Raw genomic sequence first — 21585 nt, 5'->3', positions numbered from 1 at the left:
CCTGGGCTTTTGATCGCCAAAAGGCCACATCATCGGGTTCAGGGGGTCAGGTCGAGGGCGGCACGGACGATGCTGTCGGTGTCGATGCCGTGGTAGCGGTACACATCGTCGAGGGTGCCGACCTGACCGAATCGGCTGACGCCGAGAGAAATTCCGCGGACCTGGTTGATGGTCTGCAGGAACGCCAGCGTGTGCGGATGTCCGTCGAGGACGGACACCATCGGCGCGGCCCGATCGGCCGGGAAGACCTGATCGAGGATCCAGGTCGGGGCGTCACCGTGCCCGCGGCGGGCCTGCAGGGCTTCGAAGAGGAGTCCGGGACTGGTCACACACACCACCTCGGCGGCGATGCCCTGATCGGCGAGTCGATCTGCCGCGGTGAGTGTTTCGGTGAGCATGGCACCCATTGCCACCAGGGTCACCTGGGGATCGGGCGTGTGGCGCGCGGTGTAGGCACCGGCCACCACCTGCCGGCGACGACGTTCCCGGGCCGCCGGATCGACGGGCACCGCGGCCAGGCGCTGATCGACAGGACGGGTCGACAGTCGTAGGTACGACGAGCTTCCGTCGGGCCGGCCGAGGCGACCGATGCAGGACAACAGGATCCATTCCACATCGATCGCGAACGCCGGCTCGTAGCTGACACAACCGGGCTGTTCCAGTCCGATCGACGGCGTCTTGATCGACTGATGGGCGCCACCTTCGGCCGCCAGGGTGACACCGGAGGGGGTACCCACCAGGATCGACTGTCCACCGGCATAGATTCCGTACGACCACGGCTCGAGTGCCCGTTCCACAAACGGGTCGTACATCACGCCGATCGGGAAAAGTGGCTGACCCCAACGACTCCAGGTGGCACCGAGCTCGCCCATCAGGCCGACGAGGTTCGTCTCGGCGATACCGAGTTCCATATGTTGTCCGGTCGGCCGTTCCCGCCAGTGCATGATCGTCTCGGAGTCGTCGTCGAACCAGTTCCGACGTTCGCCCGGAGACCACACGCCCACCTTGTTGAGCCACCCGGCGAGGTTGGTGGTGGAACTGACGTCGGGGCTCACGGTCACCACACGCTGTGCGGCGTCAGGGGATTCACGACTGAGGTCGAGCAGCGTACGGCCGAGGGCGGCCTGGGTGGTGGAGGTTCCCGACGGGGTGCGCCCGAAGTCGGTGGGCACCTGCGGCGGCAGGTTCGGGGCGGTGTTGTCGCGGTGCAGGGCGGCGGCGGTGTCGCGGCACAGCCGGCCCGCGGCGGTGTTGTCGTCGAAGCGGGTCCACGGGTTGGCCGGGTCCATACCCAGACCGGTGGCGAGCTCGTCGTATTGCGGGACGGTCAGCAGCGACGAGTGGTTCTGCGGATGCCCTTCGGTCGGCAGCGCGTGACCCTTGATCGTGTAGGCGATGATGATCGTCGGCCTGGTGTCGTCGATCTCGCTGTACGCCTTGCGCAGTGCATCGAGATCGTGCCCACCGAGGTTACGGATCGCCCGGGTCAGGGTGTCGTCGTCGAGTCCGGCGATCAGGTCGACCACCGCCTGCGCCTCGGGTCCTTCACCGGGCAGGCGGGTCCGCAGCTCGTCTGCCTGACAGCGCAGCAGGCGCTGGTATTCGGGGTTGGGCATCTGCAGGATGCGGGCGCGCAGCGCCTGCCCACCCGGCCGCGTGAACAGTTCCTCGAGCAGCGCACCGAACCTGACGGTGATCACCTGCCAGCCGGCCGCGCCGAACATCTTCTCCAGGCGATCGGCGGCGATGTTCGGGACAACCCGGTCCAGGGACTGTCGATTGAGGTCGACGATCCAGACGACCTCACCGAGCTCGGCGACCGACGGATCGAGGATCGCCTCCCAGACGGCGCCCTCGTCGAGTTCGGCATCGCCCACCAGCGAGTACTGCCTCCCGGTGCCGGCACCGCCGAAGGTGGTCTCGACATAGCGCCGGGCCACTGCACCCCAGATGGGTGCGGTCGCACCGATTCCGACGGACCCGGTCGAGTAATCCACCGGATCGGGGTCCTTCGTGCGGCTCGGGTAGCTCTGCAATCCGCCGAACTCGCGGAGCCGGGTCAGGTACGACTCGTCGAGCTCACCCAGCAGGTAATTGATGGCATGCAGAACAGGAGAGGCATGGGGTTTGACGGAGACCCGATCCCCGGGACGCAACTGGTCGAACCAGAGCGTGGTCATGATCGACACCATCGATGCGCACGACGCCTGATGGCCACCGACCTTGAGACCCGAGGTGTTCGGCCGAACCCGATTGGCATGGTGAATCATCGACGTCGCAAGCCACAGCACCCGCTGCTCGACGTCCGCCAGCGATCCGAGGTCCCGCTCGTCCATCAATTTCTCCGATTCATAGATGTAGCTCGACTGCATCACGCACAGACTTTCTGCGCAACCAATCGCCGTGAGAGTATGCATTTTGCACACCATCGTGGTTTCGACGGTTCCCAGCGGAGGCAGAATGAGCAGCGGTCACCAGGCCGACCCGATCGACGCGAAGGTGCTCCGCGCCCTCGTCGCCGAGCCCCGGGCCACTGTTCTGTCGCTTGCGGAGCAGACCGGGTTGTCGCGCAACACGGTCCAGTCCCGGTTGGCGAAGCTCGAATCGAGCGGTGCACTGCGCTCGGTCGAGCGGCGCATCGATCCGGCGGCACTGGGTTATCCGATGTCCGCGTTCATCGTCACCACCGTGGTGCAGCGCGAATTGACTGCAGTCGCGGAGTCGTTGGACGCCATACCCGAGGTCCTCGAGGTTCACGGCCTCAGCGGCGCGACGGACCTACTGGTTCAGGTGGTCGCCCGCGACGCCGACGATCTCTATCGGATCGCCGGCCAGGTCCTCGACATCGAAGGTGTCGAGCGAACGATGACGTCTCTGGTGATGCGCCGACTCGTGGACTATCGCCTGGACCCGCTCCTACGACGTTTCGAGACCACCGACGGCTGAGTCCGCGACGTCATCTGCGGCCACACGCTGTGGTCAGCGGCAGCAGTCGGGATCGAGCACGCCGCGCAGTGCGTTCAGCGCATCGGGATGCGCGGCGTAGAAGACGTTCATGCCCCGCCGCGACGATTGCGCCATACCCGCTTTCTTGAGCTGACCGAGGTGGTGACTGACCGTCGCCTCTGACAGGCCGAGCAGCGCGGCGAGGTCCGAGGTGCACGCCTCACCACTGTCGGCGGTCAGCAGGATCGACATCAGCTTGATCCGGACGGGGTCGGCCAGAGCTTTGAGGCGCAACGCGATCTCGAGTGCGTCGGCATCGCTCACCGGGGCCGCGGACACCGGCGCGCAGCAGATCGGCGAGGTGGTGTCGATGACCGGTAACGCCTTGGGCATGTTTTCCACAGTAGCCCAAGATTCGTGACTTATGTCTAAAAGGTGGCGCTCAGGGAACCGGACACCACACCGATCCGTAGTATCACCACCGAAATCGCATCCATTCGGAGCTGACGTACCCCGGATGCAGCATCCGGCGTCCTACAGCGCGAGGTATCACCGTGACATCAGATATGACCATGCCCGTCGAGCGTCCGCGCCGGATCGCTGTCGGCCTGACCGTGCGTGATCTCGCGCAGGCCGCCGTGTTCGCCGCCCTCATCGCGGCGTTGGGCCTGCCCGGCACGATCACGCTGGGCAGCAGCGGCGTACCGATCACGCTGCAGACCCTCGGGGTGATGCTTGCCGGCGCCATCCTGGGTTGGCGCAAGGGTGCCCTGGCGGTCCTCATCTTCAGCGCCCTCGCCATCTGCGGACTGCCCATCCTGGCCGGTGGCCGGACCGGCCTGGTCTCGCTGACCTCCCCGACCGCAGGATTCTTCATCGGCTGGCTACCGGCGGTCATCGTCATCGGCCTGCTGACCGCCGCGATGATGCCCAAGTACCGGGTGATCCCCGGATTCGTCATCAACGTCATCGGCGGACTCGGCGTCATCTATCTCTTCGGCACCGCCGGATTGATGATCCGCGCCGACATGACGTGGTGGGCCGCGCTGAGCACCAACGGCATCTACGTGGTCGGCGACCTCGCCAAGGCTGCAGCCACCGCGCTCGTCGCCCGCCAGGTTCACCGCGGGTATCCGGGACTGATCACCCCGCTGCGTCTGAAACGACGGTGATGGCGGGGATAACCTTCCGGGGCGTCGGCCACTCCTACGCAGATCGAGCGGTCCTTCGCGACGTCGACCTCGAGCTGACGCAGCGACGGATCGGGATCGTCGGGTCCAACGGCAGCGGCAAGTCGACACTCGCCCGGATGATCAACGGACTGGTCGTCCCCGACACTGGCACCGTCGAGGTGAACGGCCTCGACACCAAACGCAAAACCCGCGCGGTCCGAAAAGAGGTCGGATTCGTCTTCACCGATCCGGATCGTCAGATCATCATGCCGACCGTCCGCGAAGATGTGGCGCTCTCACTCTCACGGGGGAAGCTGTCGAAGGCGCAGGTCGAGGAACGGGTCGGCGAGGTACTCGCCCGATTCGGGTTGGCCGGGCACGCCGACCATCCCGCGCAGAAGCTCTCCGGCGGCCAGAAGCAGTTGCTGGCGTTGGCGTCGATCCTGGTCACCGAACCGTCGATCATCGTGGCCGACGAGCCCACCACGCTGCTCGACCTCCGCAACAGCGCGATGATCCGCGGAGTCTTCGCCGAACTGGAACAGCAATTGATCGTGGTGAGTCACGACCTCGAATTGTTGTCTGATTTCGACCGGGTGATCGTGATCGACGACGGTCGTGTTGTCGCCGACGGCCTTCCGGAAGAAACCATCGGCCACTACCGGACGCTGATGGCATGAGCAACGCGCTCGGCGTCTACCAACCGGGGATCTCGCCTATCCACCGCCTGCCCGCAGGCTTCAAACTCCTTGCTCTCGGTGTTGTGGTGATCGCGATGACCGCATTGATCAACACCCCGGAGCGACTCCCGTTCGGGATCATCGTTGTGGCCGCGGTCTTTGTGGTCGCCCGGTTGCGGATGCGCGTTGTGGTGGCCTCGCTACGGCCCCTGTTCTGGGTTGTGTTGATGATCTTCGCATTTCAGCTTATTTTTGCCAGCTGGGAGCGCGCACTCGTGGTCTGTGGCGTCATGATCCTGTCGGTCGCCCTGGCCATCGCGGTCTCACTGACCACCCGCACCATGGACATGCTGGCCGCCTTGACCCGCATGTTCACGCCACTGCAACGATTCGGTTTTCGCCCCGATCGGATGGCTCTGGTTCTGGCCCTTGCCATTCGATCGATCCCCCTCATGGTCGAACTCGTCACGCAGGTCGATGAGGCCCGTCGCGCCCGGGGTTTGAAATTCATGCCCCACCGGCTTGCCGTGCCAGTGGTTTTGGGTGCACTCCACACCGCCGACCACTTCGCCGACGCGTTGTCGGCCCGGGGGCTCGATACCTGAATCCAACCGTTGCCGAGCTGATGACCGAGCGTCAACCGAGTGCGTCCGCGGCTATCGTCTCGGCCAACCCGTTGAACTGGTGGCCGCCCGACGGATGCTCGTGGACCCGGGCAGAAGGTAGTAGCGCCGAATTGAGAGCGAGATGACGGAACGGCACCACTTCGTCGTCACGGCAGTGGTGCAGCGAAATCGATTGAACCGGCTCAGGTCCCTCGAACGCGTACTCGGCGATGTCCCCACCCCGCGGACCCCAGTCCGGCATGGCCAACAGAACTGCACTCGCCGGGACCGGCCGGGGTTCCTCGGCCAGCACCCGCAGTAAGACGGATGCACCGAAGGAATGGGCGATCACGAGATCGTCCGGACTCATCGCGGCAACCATGCGCCGGACCGGGGCCGCCCACGCCTCGAAAGACATGTCGTCTTCGGGGATGTGTGGCATGTCGACAGCGGCGCCGACTGCCACACCGAGACCCTCCGCCAGTTCGCGATCATCGAAATAGCCGCCTGCACCGTGGATGAAACGAAGCCACATCGCCGCAATCAACTCCTCATGGGATCAGAACAGTCCGGATTTCTCTGGAATCTTCATGTGTCCAAACGCTTTCGACCCTGGCCGGCGTTGGTGTAATGCTCTCCGGAAGCGCCCGACCGTACTCGCGGATGCAGTCCACCAGCGAGGACGTCAACAAGCTGATGATCCGGCCCAGGAATCGCCGGAACCTCGAACTCCGATAATGCCGTGGTTCATCGAACGACGTGACAAGAGCGGCATGCATGGTTGCCATGAGTCGCACCTCGATTCGCGTATCGATGCGCCCCACATGGTACGTGGATCACGTCTCGCGGCACCCGCTTTCTGCACGATCGACAGCACCGCCGTCACACTATGAAGTTGTCAAAGGTCATGCAGTACACAGGTTGTGCTGTGTTGCTCAGTCTTGCGGTTCGGTGTCCCGTCGTCTTATGCGGCGGTGAGTTCGGTGGTCAGGGTGCGGCGGGCATGAGACCGTAGTTCGGTGGTGCTGCCGGGCGCGAGGAACCAGGGATGCCCGTCGTGGCCGATGAACACCGTCCAGCCCTGATGGTGGATGTAGCGGTGGTGTCGCCGGCACAGCAAGACCATGTTGCTCAGGCTGGTGCCGCCGCCGTTGCGCCAGAAGTCGATGTGATGGGCATCGGTGTACACCGCGGCGCAGCCGCAGCCCGGGAATGCGCAGCCCTGGTCGCGGGCGATCAACGCTTTGCGGATCGCGGAGGTGACGGTGCGTTGGTCGCGTCCGACATCGAGCGGCACAGAGTTGTTGTCGAGCAGGATTCTGGTGATCACCGAATCGCACGCCACCATCTGCGCGGTGGGTGCCGACGCCGGTCCGGTCCATTCAAACCTGGGTGCCATGGCCGGCGGTGTGGCACCCGGGATGCCGCGCAGCTGCAACTGTTGCAGATGTTCGGGTGAGACCGTCACCGTCACATGTGGTTTCGCCCCACCCCGAGTGGGTCGGTCTTCCTGATCAAAATACGAATCCAACAACCGTTCCAGCGCATCGGCGCGGATCTGACCTGCGCTCCGCGGATCCGGAGAACCATCGGGTTCAGGTACTGGTGTGCACAGTGGATCGAGTGCCACCGCCAGCTTTTCGCCGAGCAAATTGTCCAAGTCCAGGGTGCCGTGGGTGCGGCCATCATCACCGGTCCCGAACGACAACTCGTTCAGATCATGATTCTCTGCGTCCGGTATTTCTTTGTCCGGCGGCGACAAGGCGATAGCCATGGAACGTGCCCGCACCGATACCGCCGCCGGTGTGCCCATCAACGCTTCGGTCAGTAGTCCACGTTCACAGTCGGACCGGTCAGTATCCGGAAGGTCGGGATTGCGACGCTCAATGTGATGGAGCCCCTTCACAATCGCATCCACATGCTCACCGGATAGTTGTCCGTCGATTCCGTATTCGGCAATTGACGGAAACTGGCTGAGCGCCTTGCCTACTCGCACGTACCGGTGCGCGACGGCCGGCGCCATACCGGCATCGCGTAATAGCTTGACTGTGGACCCCGCGCCCTTCTTCTGCGCGATCCGACGCCGATCGACCTCACCCACCACACGGAAAAGAAGCTGCTCGACAACATGATTGAGACGTATCACCGCCACAACCCGCGACGACAACTCGGTGTCATCACCCGCGACCAGAGTCGCACCCCCTGCCAGATCTGAGATTCTGGCGAACATCTCCCCGAAGTCCATGGCCCAATATTACTCGTCGAACGCCGTTCGCACAAGTGTTCTAATCAAGTAATTCTACTGTTGCACAACATATTCCACTACTTCAACGGACCAACCGGGCATCATATCGAGCGGGTCCGACACGAAGGTGGATCCACACTCATAGCAAGCCCACTACCGACCACCGCACCGGAGACACAGTTCAACGAGCTTGTGAGCGGTCAATCGCGGAGGTGAGCGCTTCGGCGGCCGCCGGGTCGGTCGCGGCGACGATGAGGCGCGCAGCAGAACCAAGGCACTGGAGTTGTTCGGCACTCATCGCGTCGACGACGAGTCGCCGCACCTCACTGACATGTCCGGGCGCAATCCGTTGGAGCTCTTGCCATCCCGCGTCGGTCAGTAGCGCTTCGGTCCGTCGGCCGGCCCCGCCGCACGAACGGCGCTCGACCCACCCCGCGCCCTCGAGCCGCGTCACCGCGTGCGACAACCGCGACAACGACGCCCGGGTCTGTCCGGCGAGATCACTCATCACCCGGGTATGTCCGGGCATCTCGGACAATGCCACCAAGACGCTGTACTCGAACAGATTGATCCCCGCCGCCCGCTTCAGCTGGGCGTCGAGCTTGCCAGGAAGGATCATCAGCACCGAGATCAAGGACGCCCAATCGCGTTGCTGTTCCGGCGTGAGCCACCCACCGTCGGGCATATCTGCGTCATCGGTCACCGCCCCAGTGTAACGGACTTGAACATTCAACTTCAGGGGCTTACGCTCGAACTTGCATGTTCAAGTTCACTAAGCCGGTGACCCCACCAAACGTTGCCGGTCCAGATCGCTAGGAGACTTCGTGATCATTCAGACCGATGCCGACCTGCACAGTTTGGTCGGCACCTGGCAACTCGACACCGAGCGCACGACCAGTCCCCCAGCCCTTCCCATCTTCAAGGAGTTTTCCCATGTCTCTTTTCCGTCTTGACGCCAGCATCCGTGTCGAGGGATCTCATAGTCGCGCGCTCGGCGACATCGTCGAACAACAGTGGCGAGCCGCTCACCCCCACGACGAGATCATCCGGCGCGACGTCGGCACCGATCCCCTACCCGCGACCACGTGGGGAACCGCAGCCTATGCCGCCTACACGCCCGAGGATCAGCGCTCACCACAGCAAACCGAAGCGCTCACCATCGCAGCCGGGCTCGCCGATGAATTGATCGCCGCCGACACGTTTCTCTTTGCGGTGCCGCTGTACAACTTCGGGGTCTCGCAGCACTTCAAGAGCTGGGTGGACACCGTCATCACCGACCCCCGTTTCAATCCCGCCGAGCCTCCCGCGATCGCCGGTCGGCCGGCCGTCCTGGTGAGTGTCCAAGGCGGCTATTACGCGCCCGGTACACCACGTGAGGGTTGGAACCACGCCACTGATTGGATGCGCCGAATACTTGCCGACGTCTGGAATCTGGATCTGCGAGTCGTCGAATCTGCATTCACCCTCGTCGGCGAGAACCCGGCACTCGACGAGTTCAAAGACATCGCAGCGAGCCTGCGGACCGACGCCGAGCAGCTCGCTCGCACCCACGGACAAGGCTTGGCGGGAGTAGGTGTCTGACGAGCCTTCGCCGGGTCCGATGGTCCGGGCCACCGTCATTTCCGCGATCGGAATCCAACGATTCTGGTAACCTCGTACACCATACGAGGTTACCTGCTCGCTCAAGTGAAAGGCTCACCGTGAAAATCACCGGCACTGCTTTGTCTCTCAATGTCGCCGATCCCAAAGCCTCCGCCTCCTTCGCCGAGAAACACTTCGGCTTCACGGAGGCGATGTCCGCCGATGGCTTCGTCTCGCTGGCCCATCCTGACGCCGGATTCAATGTCGTTTTCCTGCAGACGGGTCTCAAGACGTTCAAACCGGAATCGATCGCAGGCGCCGCTGGTCAGGGCACGTTGGTGGTGTTCGAGGTCGAAGACATCGACACGGAATACGCCCGGATCGAAACTGCTGGCGCCGAGGTCGTCACCGCCCCCGAAACCGAACCCTGGGGCGAGAGGTACTGCCAGTTCATCGATCCCAACGGGATCATCTGGCAACTGGTGCAGTGGGTCCAGCCGGGCGAAGCGGTCGACTGAGCCCCGCCACGTCACCAAACGAGCCACATATACGAAGACGAGCCACATATTTGTGGCTCGTCTTCGTATAAGTGGCTCGTTTGGGCCGCAGGCGCGATCCGAGAGGTCAGATCGGCATCAGGAAGTGCTTGCGCGGTGTCCGCAGAACCTGCTTGTCCTTGAGCTGCGCCAACGCCCGACGGAGTTCCAACCGGGTGTTGGCCGGTTCGATGACGGCGTCGATGTATCCGCGTTCGGCGGCCAGGTACGGCGTGGCCATCGCGGTGTTGTAGAAGTCGATGAAATCCTTGCGGATTTTCGCGGCGTCTTCCGGCGTGGCGTTCTCGGTCTGCTTGCGGGTCAGGACCGCAGCCGCCGACTCCGCACCCATCACCGCGATCTTGGCCGTGGGCCAGGCGAAGTTGAGGTCGGCGCCGAGCTGCTTGCTGCCCATCACCGCGTACGCGCCGCCGTAGGCCTTGCGCAGCACCACGGTGATCTTCGGGACGTCGGCTTCGACGTAGGCATAGAGGAACCGGCCCGACCGGCGGATCGTGCCCTTACGCTCCTCTTCCAGACCGGGCAGGATGCCGGGTGTATCCACCAGGAAGATCAACGGAATGTTGTAGGCGTTGCAGATCCGCACGAAGCGGGCGGCCTTCTCCGACGAATCCGTATCCAGCACACCGGACAACACGCTGGGCTGGTTGGCGACGACGCCGACCGACGTCCCGTCGATCCTGGCGAAACCCGTGAGGATATTGGGCGCGAACAGTTCGGCGACCTCGTGGAACGCGCCGTCGTCGAACACCCGCATGATGATGTCGCGCATGTCGTAGCCGGCGTTGTCGCTGTCGGGAAGGAAGGCGTTGAGCGACAGATCGCTTTCGGTGATCTCCGGCTCCAGACCCGGATTGATGATCGGCGCGCGCTCGTAACAGGTCGAAGGCATGTATTCGAGGTACTCACGGACCCAGTCGAAGGCGGCCTTCTCGTCATCGGCCAGGTGATGGATGTTGCCCCACGCCGCCTGGTTGTAAGAGCCACCGAGGTCTTCAGGGGAAACGTCTTCGCCCGTCACCTGCTTGAGCACGTCCGGACCGGTGACGAACATGTAGCTCTGGTCTTTGACACCCACCAGGATGTCGGTGTTGGCCGGGCTGTAAACCGCACCGCCGGCGCACTTTCCGAGGATGACCGAGACCTGCGGGGCCATGCCGGAGAGCAGATCGCTACGACGGCCCATCTCGGCATACCAGGCCAGCGAGGTGACCGCGTCCTGAATACGGGCACCGGCCGAGTCGTTGATACCGACCATGGGGCAACCGATCTTGGCCGCCCACTCCATGATCGCCGCAACCTTACGGCCGAACATCTCACCGACGGTTCCACCGAACACGGCCTGATCGTGCGAAAAGGCCGCCACCGGACGGCCGTTGACCAGTCCGTGACCGGTGACAACACCGTCGCCGTAGCCACTCTCGGCGGCACCCGGCATCTTGGCCAGCTGTCCCATCTCCACGAACGTGCCCGGATCGAACAGCATGTTCAGCCGCTCACGCGGCGAACCGATGCCCTTCGCCGCACGCTTCGCGACAGCCCGCTCACCACCGGGTTCTTTTGCTGCCTCGAGCTTCTCGCGGAGTTCTTTGAGTTTGCCGGCGGTCGTGTCAGTCACTCTTGTCACTTTCCTGCGAGATCTCGTCCAACCGAGCGGTCAGATCGGCACCGATTCTTCCAATGTAGGGCTCATCCACGATCGAGAGGTGGTCACCGCCGACGTGGATGATCTCGAGGTCGTCCACGACCTCGCCCCATCGGCCGTCCTCGTCGATATGCGCCCACTGCGGCTCGAGATCGATTGCACCCTCGTGCATCCGGTCGGCGCGGTAGAGCACAACCTTGCCGTCGAAAAGTGTCGGCTCCACGGTTGTCAGGGCACGGTTGTCGAGGAAGCTGGTGCGCTGATGTTCGATGATGCCACCGGGGATCTTGGCGTCACTCATCGCCAACATCTCCATGATGATGCGGAACTGGCCCTCATCGTCGGCTTCCACCAGGCGGTCCATCGGCAGCGGCGCATCGTCGAGCCCGTATGTGCGCTTGGCGAAGTCGTAGTAGCGCTCCAGCCGGGCACGCTTGGCTTCGGGGGTGTCGAGGATCGGTTCGGACGGGCGGACCACGTCGATCAGGCCGACAAACGAAACCTCGTCACCGTTTTCGGTCAGCATCTGCGCGCAACCGTAGGCCAGCGCACCGCCGAGCGACCAGCCCACGAGGGTGTACGGCCCTTCGGGCTGAATCTCTTTGAGCTTCGGGTAGTACTGCTTGACCCGCTCTTCGATGCTGCCCTCGACGCGATCGAAACCGATCACGGGCACATCCTCGGGCAACTTCTTGAGCAACTGCTCGTAAGCCGCGGTCGACCCACCGGCCGGGTGGAACACCAGAACCGGCTTCCGGTCGGTCTTCTCGGGAGTCCGCAGATACCGGACGAACCCATCGACCAGACCACCTTCGAGGTGCTCGCGCACGTAGTTCGACATCGTCTCGATGTTGTCTGCGTCGATGATGTCCTCGACATCGAGCTCACCACCGGCCCGTTCGGACAGACGCGCGGTCAACTTCTCGGCGGTCTCGTCGTCGAGCACCGGCAGCGGATTGAAGATTCCGCCGGCCGACTTGCCCGTCACCACAGCCCACACACCAAACGTCAACCGCTCGGCGGCATCTCGCGGCGGCACGTCGGCGCCGGCTGCGGCCGCAACCTCGGCCTGACTCTTCAGATTGGCCGGGGTGGCGACCGGTGCGGCGGGTTCGGCGACCTCCACCGCAGCGACCTCGACCGGAGCAGCCTCGACCGGGGCAACCTCCGGCTTCGGCTCTGGCTGGGGTTCGGGCTCGGTTTGGGTCTCCGAGGTGTCGGAGTTGATGAGCTCGGCCAGTGCGGCGGTGTCGAGTTCGCCCTGGCCTTCGGCCTGAGCGGCGAGCGCCTGCACTTCTTCGCGGTGTTCGACGGCGTAGGTGACGAACTTGACCACGTCTTGCAGGTTGGCCTCACGCATCGCTTGCAACTGCAGTTGCGGGATGTCGAACTCCCACTCGGCGCGGTTCTTGATCCGCATCGCCATCAGCGAATCGAGACCCAGCTCGATCAGCGGGATCTCGCGGGGTAGATCCTCTGCCTCGTAACCCATCGACTCGGCCACGATATGGGCCATCCGATCGTCGATGCTCTCACCGGAGTTCGGATCCCAGCGGGCCCCGATCTCGTCACTGACCTCCGGGTCGGTGACAACGGTGTTGTCGACGAAGCCGGAGTTCTGTGCCGCCTGCGCGGCATTCGACAGCGCAGGCACCGGCGCGGCGACCGGCGCACCGGCGGTGACCACCGCATCGAGAAGTAGCCGGAACGAATTCCCTTCGGCCGCATGCACCTGCAGTCCGGCACCACCGGGATGGGGTGCCAGCGTGGTGGTCAGGGTGGTTGCCCCGACCGGCTCGCCGTACGGCACCACCGCGGTGACCTGGACATCGGAAAGCACCTGCTGGGCAGCGGCTTTCACCAGTGCGGTCAGATCCGTCACGGCCGATGCCGAGACCTGCCACACGTGGCGGCCGTCAGGCAGAGCAACGTGTGAGCCCGGGATCTTGCTGTCGCCCGAACCACCCGAGATCGATGCGGTCAGCCAGTACGGCTTGCGCTCGAAACGGGTCCGCGGGATCGCAGCGAAATCACCTTGACCGAACAGGCTTCCGACGTCCACCGGATGTCCGTGTACGTAGAGCTTCATCAGCGCATTGATCACGCCGTAGCTCTCGTCTTCCTTGCGGCGCAGCGTTTCGATCAGTTCGGCGTCATGGATGCCCGCCCCGAACGTCACGGCGGCCACGGAGATCAGCACTGCCGGGTTGGGCGCCAGCTCCACAAACGTGGTGTGGCCGTTCTCGACGGCCTTCGACACCGCCTGCGAGAACCAGACGCTGTGCCGCAGCCCCTTGGTCCAGTACTCGACAGCGTGCACCGGGTCGCTGCCCGGGCGGTAGAACTCCTCGCGGTCGACCGAGCTGTAGAAGCCGATCTTCGGCGAGCGCGGCTCGATACCGGTGAGCTCGTAGGCGAGCTCGCCGAGCAGCGGGTCGGTCTGGGACGTGTGGCTCGCTCCCTTGGTCGCCAGCTTGCGGCCGAGCTTTCCTTCGCTCTCGGCCCGGGCGACGATGGCGTCCACCTGGGGCTCCGGCCCACCGATGACGGTGTGGGTCGGCGCGGCGTACACACAGATCTCGAGATCGGGGTAATCGGCGAGCACGTCGGTGATGTCGTCGGCGCTGTACTCCACCAGTGCCATCAGCCGGATGTCGTCGCCGGTCAGCGTGGCCTCGGCCTCACCCATCAGGCGCGAACGCTGGCAGATGACGCGCACGGCATCACCGAGCGACAGTCCGCCGGTGATGTAGGCGCCGGCCGCTTCACCCATCGAATGTCCGACGACGACACCGGCATCGGCTCCGTGATGACGAAGCAATTCGGCCAGGCCGATCTGGATGGTGAAGATGCCGACCTGCGAGGTCTCGATCTCGTAGGTGACCGAATCGTCGAGGAACTGCTCCACGATCGAGTAGCCGAGCTCGTCTTCGATGAGCTTGTCGACTTTGTCGACCGCCGCGGCGAAGATCGGGTTCTCGGTGTAAAGCTGTTTGGCCATCTTGCGATGCTGCGAGCCGAAACCGGACAGCAGCCACACCGGCGACGCCGGATCCGGTGCGTCGCAGGTGTACACAATCGGCGAGTTCTTGTTGTCGGCGATCGCCTGCATGCCCTTGAGGGCATCCTCGTGGCTGCGTGCCATCACCACCGAGCGCGTACGTCCGTGGTTGCGGTGGGCCAGCGCACGGCCGATGTCCGCCAGTGGCGTGGCCTTGGCCTCGTCGGTCTCCAGCCAATCGGCCAGATCGGCTGCGGTCTTGCGCCGACGGGACGGCACGAATCCTGAAACGACAAGCGGGACAACTGAACCCTCGACCGCGCAGGGGGCAAAGCCCTCGGTCGGATCGACCTCGGCCACTGCCGTCTCGGCGGGTTTCGGAGCCGCGGCCAGCTGGCCGAGCGCAGCACGCTCGGCCTCGGTCATGAACTCATCGTCGTCATCGTCGTCGAGGAAATCATCGACAACGGCCTGCGCGGCAACCGGTTCGGCGTCTGCGACGACCGGCTCGGCGAGGTCTTCGGGGGTGACCTCCCGGACCACGACATGCGCGTTGGTGCCACCGAATCCGAAACCGGAGACGCCGGCCACCGCATGCCCCGAATACCGCGGCCAGTCGGTGGCCTCGTCGATGACGTTCAGGTGCAGCGAATCGAATTGGATGTACGGGTTGGGGCCGGCGTAGTTCAGTGACGGCGGCAGCTTGTTCTCGCCAAGCGCGAGAACAACTTTGATGAGTCCGGCAGCACCGGCAGCGGCTTCGAGGTGACCGAAGTTGGTCTTCGCCGAACCGAGCAGAACCGGCTTGTCGGCCTCGCGGCCCTTACCCACCACGCGCCCGAGCGCGTCGGCCTCGATCGGGTCACCGAGAATGGTGCCGGTGCCGTGGGCTTCGACGTAGTCGACGTCCCGGGGGTTGATGGCCGCATCGGTGTAGGCCGTGCGCAGCACCTGAACCTGGGCTTCGGGGTTCGGGGCGGGCAGTCCGTTGGAGCGTCCGTCGGAGTTGACCGCCGAACCGGCGACCACGGCCAGCACCTTGTCGCCGTCGCGGCGGGCGTCGGAAAGCCGCTTGAGGACGACCAGTCCGCCACCCTCGGCGCGGATCATGCCATCGGCATCCGACGAAAAGGCCTTGATACGGCCGTCTTTCGACTGCACACCCAACGAATCGAAGCCGAGCGTCGCAGCGGGGGTGATGAGCATGTTCACACCGCCGGCAAGCGCCACATCCGACTCGCCGGAGCGCAGGCTCCGCACGGCCTGGTGGACCGCGACCAGCGACGAGGAACATGCGGTGTCGAGGGCGATCGACGGCCCCCGGAAATCGAAGTAGTACGAAACGCGGCCTGCGACAATGGAAGTGGAGGTTCCGGTCAACGCATAAGCGGCGGTCTCCCCCGCGCCCTCCGGATCGGAGACGGCAAGCATCTGATAGTCGTTGGTGGAACTGCCGATGAAGACACCGACCTGGCCACCCTTGAGGTCACTGGCCGGGATGTGGGCGTGCTCCAGCGCTTCCCACGTCAACTCCAGCGCCAGGCGCTGCTGCGGATCGACCATCTCGACCTCACGCGGCGACATCTGGAAGAAGTCGGCGTCGAAGCCCTTGACGTCGTCGAGGTAACCACCGTTCAGGTTCGCCTCTGCCAGCACCTTGGCGATCCGCGGATCGGACTTGAACTCGGTCCAGCGGTCCTCGGGCAGATCACTGACACCCTCGCGGCCGTTGATCAGTAGATCCCAGGTGGACTCCGGCGTGTGCCCGGCCTTCGGAAAACGTGTTGCCACACCGACAATCGCGATGTCGTCGTCGGCACCGCGCACTCGCTGATAACGCTCGGCGTCATCGTCGTCCTCGATGCCCTCATCGGGGTCGCCCTCGATGATCCGTTTGGCCAACGATGCGATCGTCGGATGCTGATAGGCGACGGTCGCCGTCAGGATCACACCGGTCTTGTCCTCGATGTCGCCGGACAACGCCACGGCATCGCGCGACGAGAGACCGAACTCTTCCATCGGACGGTCATCCGAGACCTGATCGAGCGGGAGGCCGGTGGTCTCCGAGACCCAGCCCCGCAGCCACTCCCGCAGCTCCGAGACCGTCATGTCCCCGGCCTTCTCGTCGTCGTGCAGTTCTACACCGGAGTCGGTGTCCGACCCCACCGGCGACACATCCACGTCGCCGTCCGGATCCGTTCCGTCTCCCGGCCCGAAACTGGAGCCCGGCAATTTGTCATCCGAGGTCAGAGCGTCAGGCTCGTTATTCAGTTCAGGCATCGGGGTTTCCAAACTATTGGTTCTCGATCGGCGCATCGGGGAACGCGGTCTGCTGGTAACCACCGCGCAGGCTCCCGTCGATGTACGCCGCCTTACATGCCCGTCGGGCGATCTTGCCACTGGAGGTTCGCGGGATCGAGCCGGCCGGAACCATCAGCACATCGCGCGCCATCACGCCGTGCCGCTGTGCGATCGCAGCGCGGACGGTATCCGCCACTTCCTGGGGATCGACCTTCTTGCCCGGGCCACGCTCGCCGACGATGACCAACTGCTCCGAGGCATCATCGGGGTCGAACTTCAGGCCGCTGGCCGAGTTCTGGAAGACGACCTCGGGCAATTCGTTGGCCGGCACCGCAAAGGCCGCCACAAACCCGGGACGCAGCGCGGGGCTGGCCTCCTGGGCCGAGAACTCGAGGTCCTGCGGGTAGTGGTTGCGGCCGTCGACGATCACCAGGTCCTTGACGCGACCGGTGATGTAGAGCTCGTTGTCGTACCAGACGCCGTAGTCGCCGGTCTTCATCCACTTGGCACCCGCCGGGGCGCCTTCACTGTGGCTGCCCACCGGCAACGGGTTCTTCAGGGTGTTGTTGAAGGTCTCTTCGGTTTCCTCCGGACGACCCCAGTAGCCATGGCCGATGTTCATCCCGTGCAACCAGATCTCACCGACGTGTCCGTCGGGACGCTCGGTGGCGGTCTCCGAATCGGCGATCACGGCCCATTGGCTAACCGAGACCTGCCCACACGACACCTGCGCCACTGCACCCGGCGCGTCCTGGTCGACCAGTTTGAACTGACCGCGATTGAGTTCATCGCGATCGACGTAGATGATCTTCGCCTCGTTGTCGCGCTTGGTCGACGAAACGAACAGAGTGGCCTCCGCCATGCCGTACGACGGCTTGATGGCGGTCTTCGGGAGTCCGTACGGCCCGAACGCGTCGTTGAACTTCTTCATCGAACTGACCGTGACCGGCTCGCTGCCGTTGATCAGACCGATGACGTTGCTCAGGTCGATCTTCTCGCCGTCCTTCGGCACGCCACGCATGGCGGCGTGCTCGAAGGCGAAGTTGGGGGCTGCGGCGAAGGTGTCCGCGCGGTCCGCCATCGCGGCGAGCTCCTGGATCCACCGGCCCGGCCGGCGCACAAAAGCCTGCGGGCTCATGATCGTGATGTATTTGCCGCCCAGCGCCGGCAGGATCACCGTCAACAGGCCCATGTCGTGGAACATCGGCAGCCAGGTCACACCACGCGAATTGTGGTCGAACTCGATCGCATCGATCATCTGCAGCGCATTCGCGGCGACGGACTCGTACGTGATGACGACACCGGCCGGCACCCGGGTCGAACCCGACGTGTACTGCAGGTACGCGGTGTCATGGAGCTTGGGGGTGGGACGCACCCAGGTTTCCCCGACCGAATCGGGGACGGCGTCGATGGCGATGACGCGAGGACGGTCCTTGGCAGGCAGCGGCTTGAAGAAATCGCGCACCGCTTCGGCCGACTTCGTCGAGGTCAGGATCGCGGACGGCTTGCAGTCGGCCAGCACGGCGGTCAACCGGTCGGTGTGGCCGGGTTCATCCGGGGAGAACAGCGGGACGGCGATGTTGCCGGCGTAGAGCGAACCGAAGAAACCGATCACGTACTCGAGCGACTGCGGGGCAAGGATCGCCACCCGGTCACCGGGCTTGGTGACCTGCTGCAGTCGCGCTGCGATCGCACGCAGGCGCTTGCCGAACTGTGCCCAGGTCAGGTCGATGGCCTCGCCGTCGCGTTCGCGGCTGTAGTCCATGAACCGATACGCCAAGGTATCGGCCTGCTCGACGACATTGCGCTCCACGTAGTCGACCAGAGTCGCGTCCTCGGTGAAGAACAGATTGCCGTTCTCGTCCAAAAACTGGTCAAACTCGTTGTTCATTCGCACTCCTGATAGCGGCCGGGGCGCCGGCCCGAATCGGGTCACCGCTGTCGCGCTTCACCGCGGGTGTCATGTCGGCCGAACGGCCGAACATCACCTTCGGATTCGTCTTCAACAGGGTTCCCTACTTTTCATGTCAAGCCAAATAGGACTCGCAGCCATGGCGGCCCGAGCCAAACCCTCAACATACTACCGGCGGCTGTGTCCAACTCCTGAGCATCACCCGCCGGGACACCCGCCTTCGGCGGTGGCCGAAAGACAACCTACGCCACGAACACGCGGGCCGTGTCTACTCTCCTTTGAGAAGCGGGATGATGGGGGCGAACGCGTCCATCTGGGTCGGGAATACGCCGACGTACGACATCGTGGTGCGACGGCGTACCTCACGGATCTGCTCGGCGATCTGCTCGAACGAGCCGAACGCCAGGTACGGCGACTCCAGGATGTCCTCGACCGAGAGCTTCACATCCATCTCGATGTTAGGCGGATATCCCTGGTCAAGGGCGGCCAGCGCCATTTCTGCGGTCGCCTCGCGGTCATCGGTGATGACGATGGTGGCGATCGTCCAGTTCAGTTCGATCTCGTCGAAACGCTCGCCGGCCGCCTGCCGGATACGGTCCACCCGCTCGACCGTCTTCTTCATCGTCATGTCCGAGAGGCGGAGCTTGCCGTCGGCGGTGGTGCCGGTGGCCACAGAAATGATGTCGGCGTGCTTGGCGGCCAGTGCCAGCATCTTCGGACCACCACCGCCGACGGCGATCGGAGGCCGTGGTCCCTGCCGTGGCCGGGGGCTGCCGACGAGTCCCTTGATGTTGTAGAACTCACCTGAGAAGTTGACCTCTTCGCCGCGCAACAACCCGTCGAGGATGGTCAACGACTCGTCCAGGCGACGGATCCGTACGCCCGGCGACTCGAACTCGATGCCTGCCTTGTCGAACTCCTCTTTCATCCACCCGGCCCCGATACCGAGTTCGAGGCGTCCCTTCGACAGCACGTCGATGGTGGTGGCTTCCTTCGCCAGCAGGGCGGGATGACGGTAGCCGTTGGCCAGGACCGAGGTCGCGAGCCGAATCCGGTCGGTGGCCTGGCTCAGCGCACCCAGTGCCGCCAGCGGACCGACCTGGTTGCCGAGGTGATCGGGCACCGCGAAGGTGTCGAAACCGTACTCTTCGGCGGTCTGCGCGAGTTTGACGAACTTGCGGGCACCACCCTCGTCACGGTTGCCCTCGCCGCCTGCTCCGAATCGGAACTTGCGCAGACCGGAGTCCGCCGCAGCTGAAGTCATCTCTTCTCCTACCTGATACGCATGGCCCGCGGTCCATCGGCTCACCCGACGCCGTGCGGTTCGGCGTCACACGTTACTTCCGCGGCCAGGCGGCGCAAAATAGGCGGTGCCGGCACCGGAATACCGGTGCCGGCCAACCGGGCTATTCGTGCTTGGGGAACGGCGCTTCGTCGATGACGCTGCGTGCCCAGTCGGTCATCCAGACCGTCGCGGGCTGACCGTCGTCACTCCAGTACTTCGTTGTGTTGTACATCGCGTGCACCGGATTGTTGATGGCCCCCATCAGTTTGTTGATGCCTTCGAGGGGGTTGGAGATCGTCGGTGCATCACAGATCAGATCACCGGGCGCGCACAGCGAATACGTGCGATCGGTGAGTTCACCGAAACCGCCGGGTCGCGGACCGGTCAGGTCGATGCCGGGGATCGGCAGGATGTCGAGGGCGATCTCCGCGCCGACACCACTGGGATCGGGGCCGGCGTTCTCCGCCTGGTTCGGCTGCCTGCGCCCATCGGCGATCAGGCCGACACCCAGAACCAGATCCTGGGAGACGGGCCCGTTGCCGTTGCCGATCTCGCCGGCGATGTCACCCACGATCACCGCGCCCTGCGAAAAGCCCATCAGCACGAAGCTGGTCAGCGGGCACTGCGCATTGACCTCGGCGATCTTCGCCCGGGTCTTCTCGGTGCCCTCGGCACGGGAGACGTTGTAGTCGGTCTGCCGGTCCTGCAGGTTGGTCGGATTCCGGAACTGCGCGACGTAGGGAACGGTGTAGACGTCCGCCCGCGAGGCGTCGAACTCATTCGACAGCGGGCCAGAAACCTTGAGCATCAAGGACTCCGGATTCGCGGTCGGGTTGTAGGGGTCGTCGTTGCTGGACGACTCCCAGGTACCGGGAACCGAGATCACCTGCACATCGGGACAATCGGCGGGCTGCGCCGTGGGGCGCGGCACCGAGGTCGACGGCGTCTGCGACGGGCCCTCCGGCCCAACGGGTTCCGGCTTGAGCAGGTTGATGATCAGGATCACCACGAGGATGACCGCGATGATGCTCAGTATCGCCAGACCGAGGATGGCGAAGAGCAGCAGTTTGCCCCGCTTGCGTTTCTTGGGTGTCATCGAAGTCGGCCGGTCAGCAGAGCTTCGACTCGGCGGCCTTGATCACCTTGTCGGCGTCCGAGGCGGCCTTGGCCTCGTCAGTGGTCCCCGATCCGACGATCGGCACCACGAAGATCTTGATGCTGGCGGACGGGGTCCCCTGCTTCTTGCCCTCACAGACGGTCTGGCCCGCACTGATCGCCAGCGCGTTGTCGGGGTCGTTCGGGATCGTGACGCCCTGCTTCTTCAGCTCGGCCAGGTACGCCTGCATCTTGTCGTCGGGATCGACGCCGGCCGGGGCCTGCGCGGAGGCCGGACCGGTGGCCGGCAGTCCCTCGGTGTCGTCCGGCTGCGCCTTGCTGGTCACCTTCGTCGACGTGACGGCCGAAGACGGGGCGCTCTCACTCGGTGAGGGCTCCGCGCTGTTGGTGGCGCTGACCGCGACGCTGGAGGTGCTCACCGCACTGGTGGGCGCCGAAGCGGTCGAGTCGTCGTCACCACACCCGGTGGCCAGCGCTGCCGTCACCAGCAGCGCTGCGCCCACGGTCACGGCCCGAATGATGTTGCCTGTCATGTCACT

The 21585-nt window shown here is 64.4% G+C and carries 18 protein-coding genes; 7 read left to right on the top strand and 11 right to left on the bottom strand.

The window, feature by feature from the left end; genetic code table 11:
* Positions 1-38 precede the first annotated feature (38 nt).
* Positions 39-2336, bottom strand: coding sequence for a thiamine pyrophosphate-binding protein (locus tag AC51GT_RS11405; RefSeq protein ID WP_496328830.1), 2298 nt, complete (start codon positions 2334-2336; stop codon positions 39-41).
* Between the two features lie 124 nt (positions 2337-2460).
* Between AC51GT_RS11405 and AC51GT_RS11400 the strand changes: the two genes are divergently transcribed.
* Positions 2461-2946, top strand: coding sequence for an Lrp/AsnC family transcriptional regulator (locus AC51GT_RS11400; RefSeq protein ID WP_496324605.1), 486 nt, complete (start codon positions 2461-2463; stop codon positions 2944-2946).
* A gap of 33 nt (positions 2947-2979) precedes the next feature.
* Here the strand turns inward: AC51GT_RS11400 and AC51GT_RS11395 are convergent, their stop codons facing one another.
* Positions 2980-3339 carry an Rv2640c family ArsR-like transcriptional regulator gene (locus tag AC51GT_RS11395; protein WP_496324604.1) on the bottom strand — a complete coding sequence of 120 codons (360 nt, stop codon included), beginning with the start codon at positions 3337-3339 and terminating at the stop codon, positions 2980-2982.
* Between the two features lie 179 nt (positions 3340-3518).
* Between AC51GT_RS11395 and AC51GT_RS11390 the strand changes: the two genes are divergently transcribed.
* The 3 genes from AC51GT_RS11390 to AC51GT_RS11380 are packed head-to-tail and all read left to right on the top strand — an operon-like array spanning position 3519 to position 5403.
* Positions 3519-4118, top strand: a complete 600-nt coding sequence (locus AC51GT_RS11390; RefSeq protein ID WP_496324635.1) for a biotin transporter BioY — start codon at positions 3519-3521, stop codon at positions 4116-4118.
* Positions 4118-4798 (top strand): energy-coupling factor ABC transporter ATP-binding protein, encoded by a 681-nt coding sequence (locus AC51GT_RS11385; protein WP_496328809.1) that lies wholly within the window; start codon positions 4118-4120, stop codon positions 4796-4798. The genes AC51GT_RS11390 and AC51GT_RS11385 overlap by 1 nt, the downstream gene beginning before the upstream one ends.
* Complete coding sequence (locus AC51GT_RS11380) at positions 4795-5403, top strand: energy-coupling factor transporter transmembrane component T family protein (RefSeq protein WP_496328808.1); 609 nt, start codon at positions 4795-4797, stop codon at positions 5401-5403. The genes AC51GT_RS11385 and AC51GT_RS11380 overlap by 4 nt, the downstream gene beginning before the upstream one ends.
* 31 nt (positions 5404-5434) lie before the next feature.
* Here AC51GT_RS11380 and AC51GT_RS11375 read toward each other — a convergent pair whose 3' ends face one another.
* The 3 genes from AC51GT_RS11375 to AC51GT_RS11365 all read right to left on the bottom strand — a co-directional run bounded on the left by AC51GT_RS11375 (position 5435) and on the right by AC51GT_RS11365 (position 8351).
* Positions 5435-5938 carry an alpha/beta hydrolase gene (locus tag AC51GT_RS11375; protein WP_496328807.1) on the bottom strand — a complete coding sequence of 168 codons (504 nt, stop codon included), beginning with the start codon at positions 5936-5938 and terminating at the stop codon, positions 5435-5437.
* A 429-nt stretch (positions 5939-6367) separates the two neighbouring features.
* Entirely contained in the window at positions 6368-7648 is a 1281-nt protein-coding gene (locus AC51GT_RS11370; RefSeq protein WP_496328806.1) for an HNH endonuclease signature motif containing protein, read from the bottom strand.
* Between the two features lie 181 nt (positions 7649-7829).
* Positions 7830-8351 (bottom strand): MarR family winged helix-turn-helix transcriptional regulator, encoded by a 522-nt coding sequence (locus tag AC51GT_RS11365; RefSeq protein WP_496328805.1) that lies wholly within the window; start codon positions 8349-8351, stop codon positions 7830-7832.
* A gap of 121 nt (positions 8352-8472) precedes the next feature.
* Between AC51GT_RS11365 and AC51GT_RS11360 the strand changes: the two genes are divergently transcribed.
* The 3 genes from AC51GT_RS11360 to AC51GT_RS11350 all read left to right on the top strand — a co-directional run bounded on the left by AC51GT_RS11360 (position 8473) and on the right by AC51GT_RS11350 (position 9747).
* Positions 8473-8601 carry a hypothetical protein gene (locus tag AC51GT_RS11360; protein ID WP_496328804.1) on the top strand — a complete coding sequence of 43 codons (129 nt, stop codon included), beginning with the start codon at positions 8473-8475 and terminating at the stop codon, positions 8599-8601.
* Positions 8582-9229, top strand: a complete 648-nt coding sequence (locus AC51GT_RS11355; protein WP_496324597.1) for an FMN-dependent NADH-azoreductase — start codon at positions 8582-8584, stop codon at positions 9227-9229. Before AC51GT_RS11360 ends, AC51GT_RS11355 begins: the two co-directional genes overlap by 20 nt.
* 119 nt (positions 9230-9348) lie before the next feature.
* Entirely contained in the window at positions 9349-9747 is a 399-nt protein-coding gene (locus tag AC51GT_RS11350; RefSeq protein WP_496328803.1) for a VOC family protein, read from the top strand.
* Positions 9748-9853: 106 nt separating this feature from the next.
* Here the strand turns inward: AC51GT_RS11350 and AC51GT_RS11345 are convergent, their stop codons facing one another.
* The 6 genes from AC51GT_RS11345 to AC51GT_RS11320 all read right to left on the bottom strand — a co-directional run bounded on the left by AC51GT_RS11345 (position 9854) and on the right by AC51GT_RS11320 (position 21579).
* Complete coding sequence (locus tag AC51GT_RS11345; protein WP_496324595.1) at positions 9854-11404, bottom strand: acyl-CoA carboxylase subunit beta; 1551 nt, start codon at positions 11402-11404, stop codon at positions 9854-9856.
* Positions 11397-16712 carry a polyketide synthase Pks13 gene (pks13, locus tag AC51GT_RS11340; RefSeq protein ID WP_496328802.1) on the bottom strand — a complete coding sequence of 1772 codons (5316 nt, stop codon included), beginning with the start codon at positions 16710-16712 and terminating at the stop codon, positions 11397-11399. The genes AC51GT_RS11345 and pks13 overlap by 8 nt, the downstream gene beginning before the upstream one ends.
* 13 nt (positions 16713-16725) lie before the next feature.
* Positions 16726-18624 carry a long-chain-fatty-acid--AMP ligase FadD32 gene (gene fadD32 / locus AC51GT_RS11335; protein ID WP_496324593.1) on the bottom strand — a complete coding sequence of 633 codons (1899 nt, stop codon included), beginning with the start codon at positions 18622-18624 and terminating at the stop codon, positions 16726-16728.
* 289 nt (positions 18625-18913) lie between these two features.
* Complete coding sequence (locus AC51GT_RS11330) at positions 18914-19909, bottom strand: LLM class F420-dependent oxidoreductase (RefSeq protein WP_496324592.1); 996 nt, start codon at positions 19907-19909, stop codon at positions 18914-18916.
* A 142-nt stretch (positions 19910-20051) separates the two neighbouring features.
* Positions 20052-21026: a cutinase family protein gene (locus AC51GT_RS11325; protein ID WP_496324591.1), complete on the bottom strand. Its 975-nt coding sequence runs from the start codon at positions 21024-21026 to the stop codon at positions 20052-20054.
* A 13-nt stretch (positions 21027-21039) separates the two neighbouring features.
* Complete coding sequence (locus tag AC51GT_RS11320) at positions 21040-21579, bottom strand: DUF732 domain-containing protein (RefSeq protein WP_496324590.1); 540 nt, start codon at positions 21577-21579, stop codon at positions 21040-21042.
* Between the last annotated feature and the right edge of the window lie 6 nt (positions 21580-21585).

This window comes from Williamsia sp. z34 (genome assembly GCF_059553395.1).
This window is presented reverse-complemented; position numbering and strand designations above follow the sequence as displayed.

Coding starts and splice junctions, on each gene's coding strand:
- AC51GT_RS11405 (WP_496328830.1), bottom strand. CDS start 2,336: ATGGACGAGCGGGACCTCGGATCGCTGGCGGACGTCGAGCAGCGGGTG.
- AC51GT_RS11400 (WP_496324605.1), top strand. CDS start 2,461: ATGAGCAGCGGTCACCAGGCCGACCCGATCGACGCGAAGGTGCTCCGC.
- AC51GT_RS11395 (WP_496324604.1), bottom strand. CDS start 3,339: ATGCCCAAGGCGTTACCGGTCATCGACACCACCTCGCCGATCTGCTGC.
- AC51GT_RS11390 (WP_496324635.1), top strand. CDS start 3,519: ATGCCCGTCGAGCGTCCGCGCCGGATCGCTGTCGGCCTGACCGTGCGT.
- AC51GT_RS11385 (WP_496328809.1), top strand. CDS start 4,118: ATGGCGGGGATAACCTTCCGGGGCGTCGGCCACTCCTACGCAGATCGA.
- AC51GT_RS11380 (WP_496328808.1), top strand. CDS start 4,795: ATGAGCAACGCGCTCGGCGTCTACCAACCGGGGATCTCGCCTATCCAC.
- AC51GT_RS11375 (WP_496328807.1), bottom strand. CDS start 5,938: ATGTGGCTTCGTTTCATCCACGGTGCAGGCGGCTATTTCGATGATCGC.
- AC51GT_RS11370 (WP_496328806.1), bottom strand. CDS start 7,648: ATGGACTTCGGGGAGATGTTCGCCAGAATCTCAGATCTGGCAGGGGGT.
- AC51GT_RS11355 (WP_496324597.1), top strand. CDS start 8,582: ATGTCTCTTTTCCGTCTTGACGCCAGCATCCGTGTCGAGGGATCTCAT.
- pks13 (WP_496328802.1), bottom strand. CDS start 16,712: ATGCCTGAACTGAATAACGAGCCTGACGCTCTGACCTCGGATGACAAA.
- fadD32 (WP_496324593.1), bottom strand. CDS start 18,624: ATGAACAACGAGTTTGACCAGTTTTTGGACGAGAACGGCAATCTGTTC.
- AC51GT_RS11330 (WP_496324592.1), bottom strand. CDS start 19,909: ATGACTTCAGCTGCGGCGGACTCCGGTCTGCGCAAGTTCCGATTCGGA.
- AC51GT_RS11325 (WP_496324591.1), bottom strand. CDS start 21,026: ATGACACCCAAGAAACGCAAGCGGGGCAAACTGCTGCTCTTCGCCATC.
- AC51GT_RS11320 (WP_496324590.1), bottom strand. CDS start 21,579: ATGACAGGCAACATCATTCGGGCCGTGACCGTGGGCGCAGCGCTGCTG.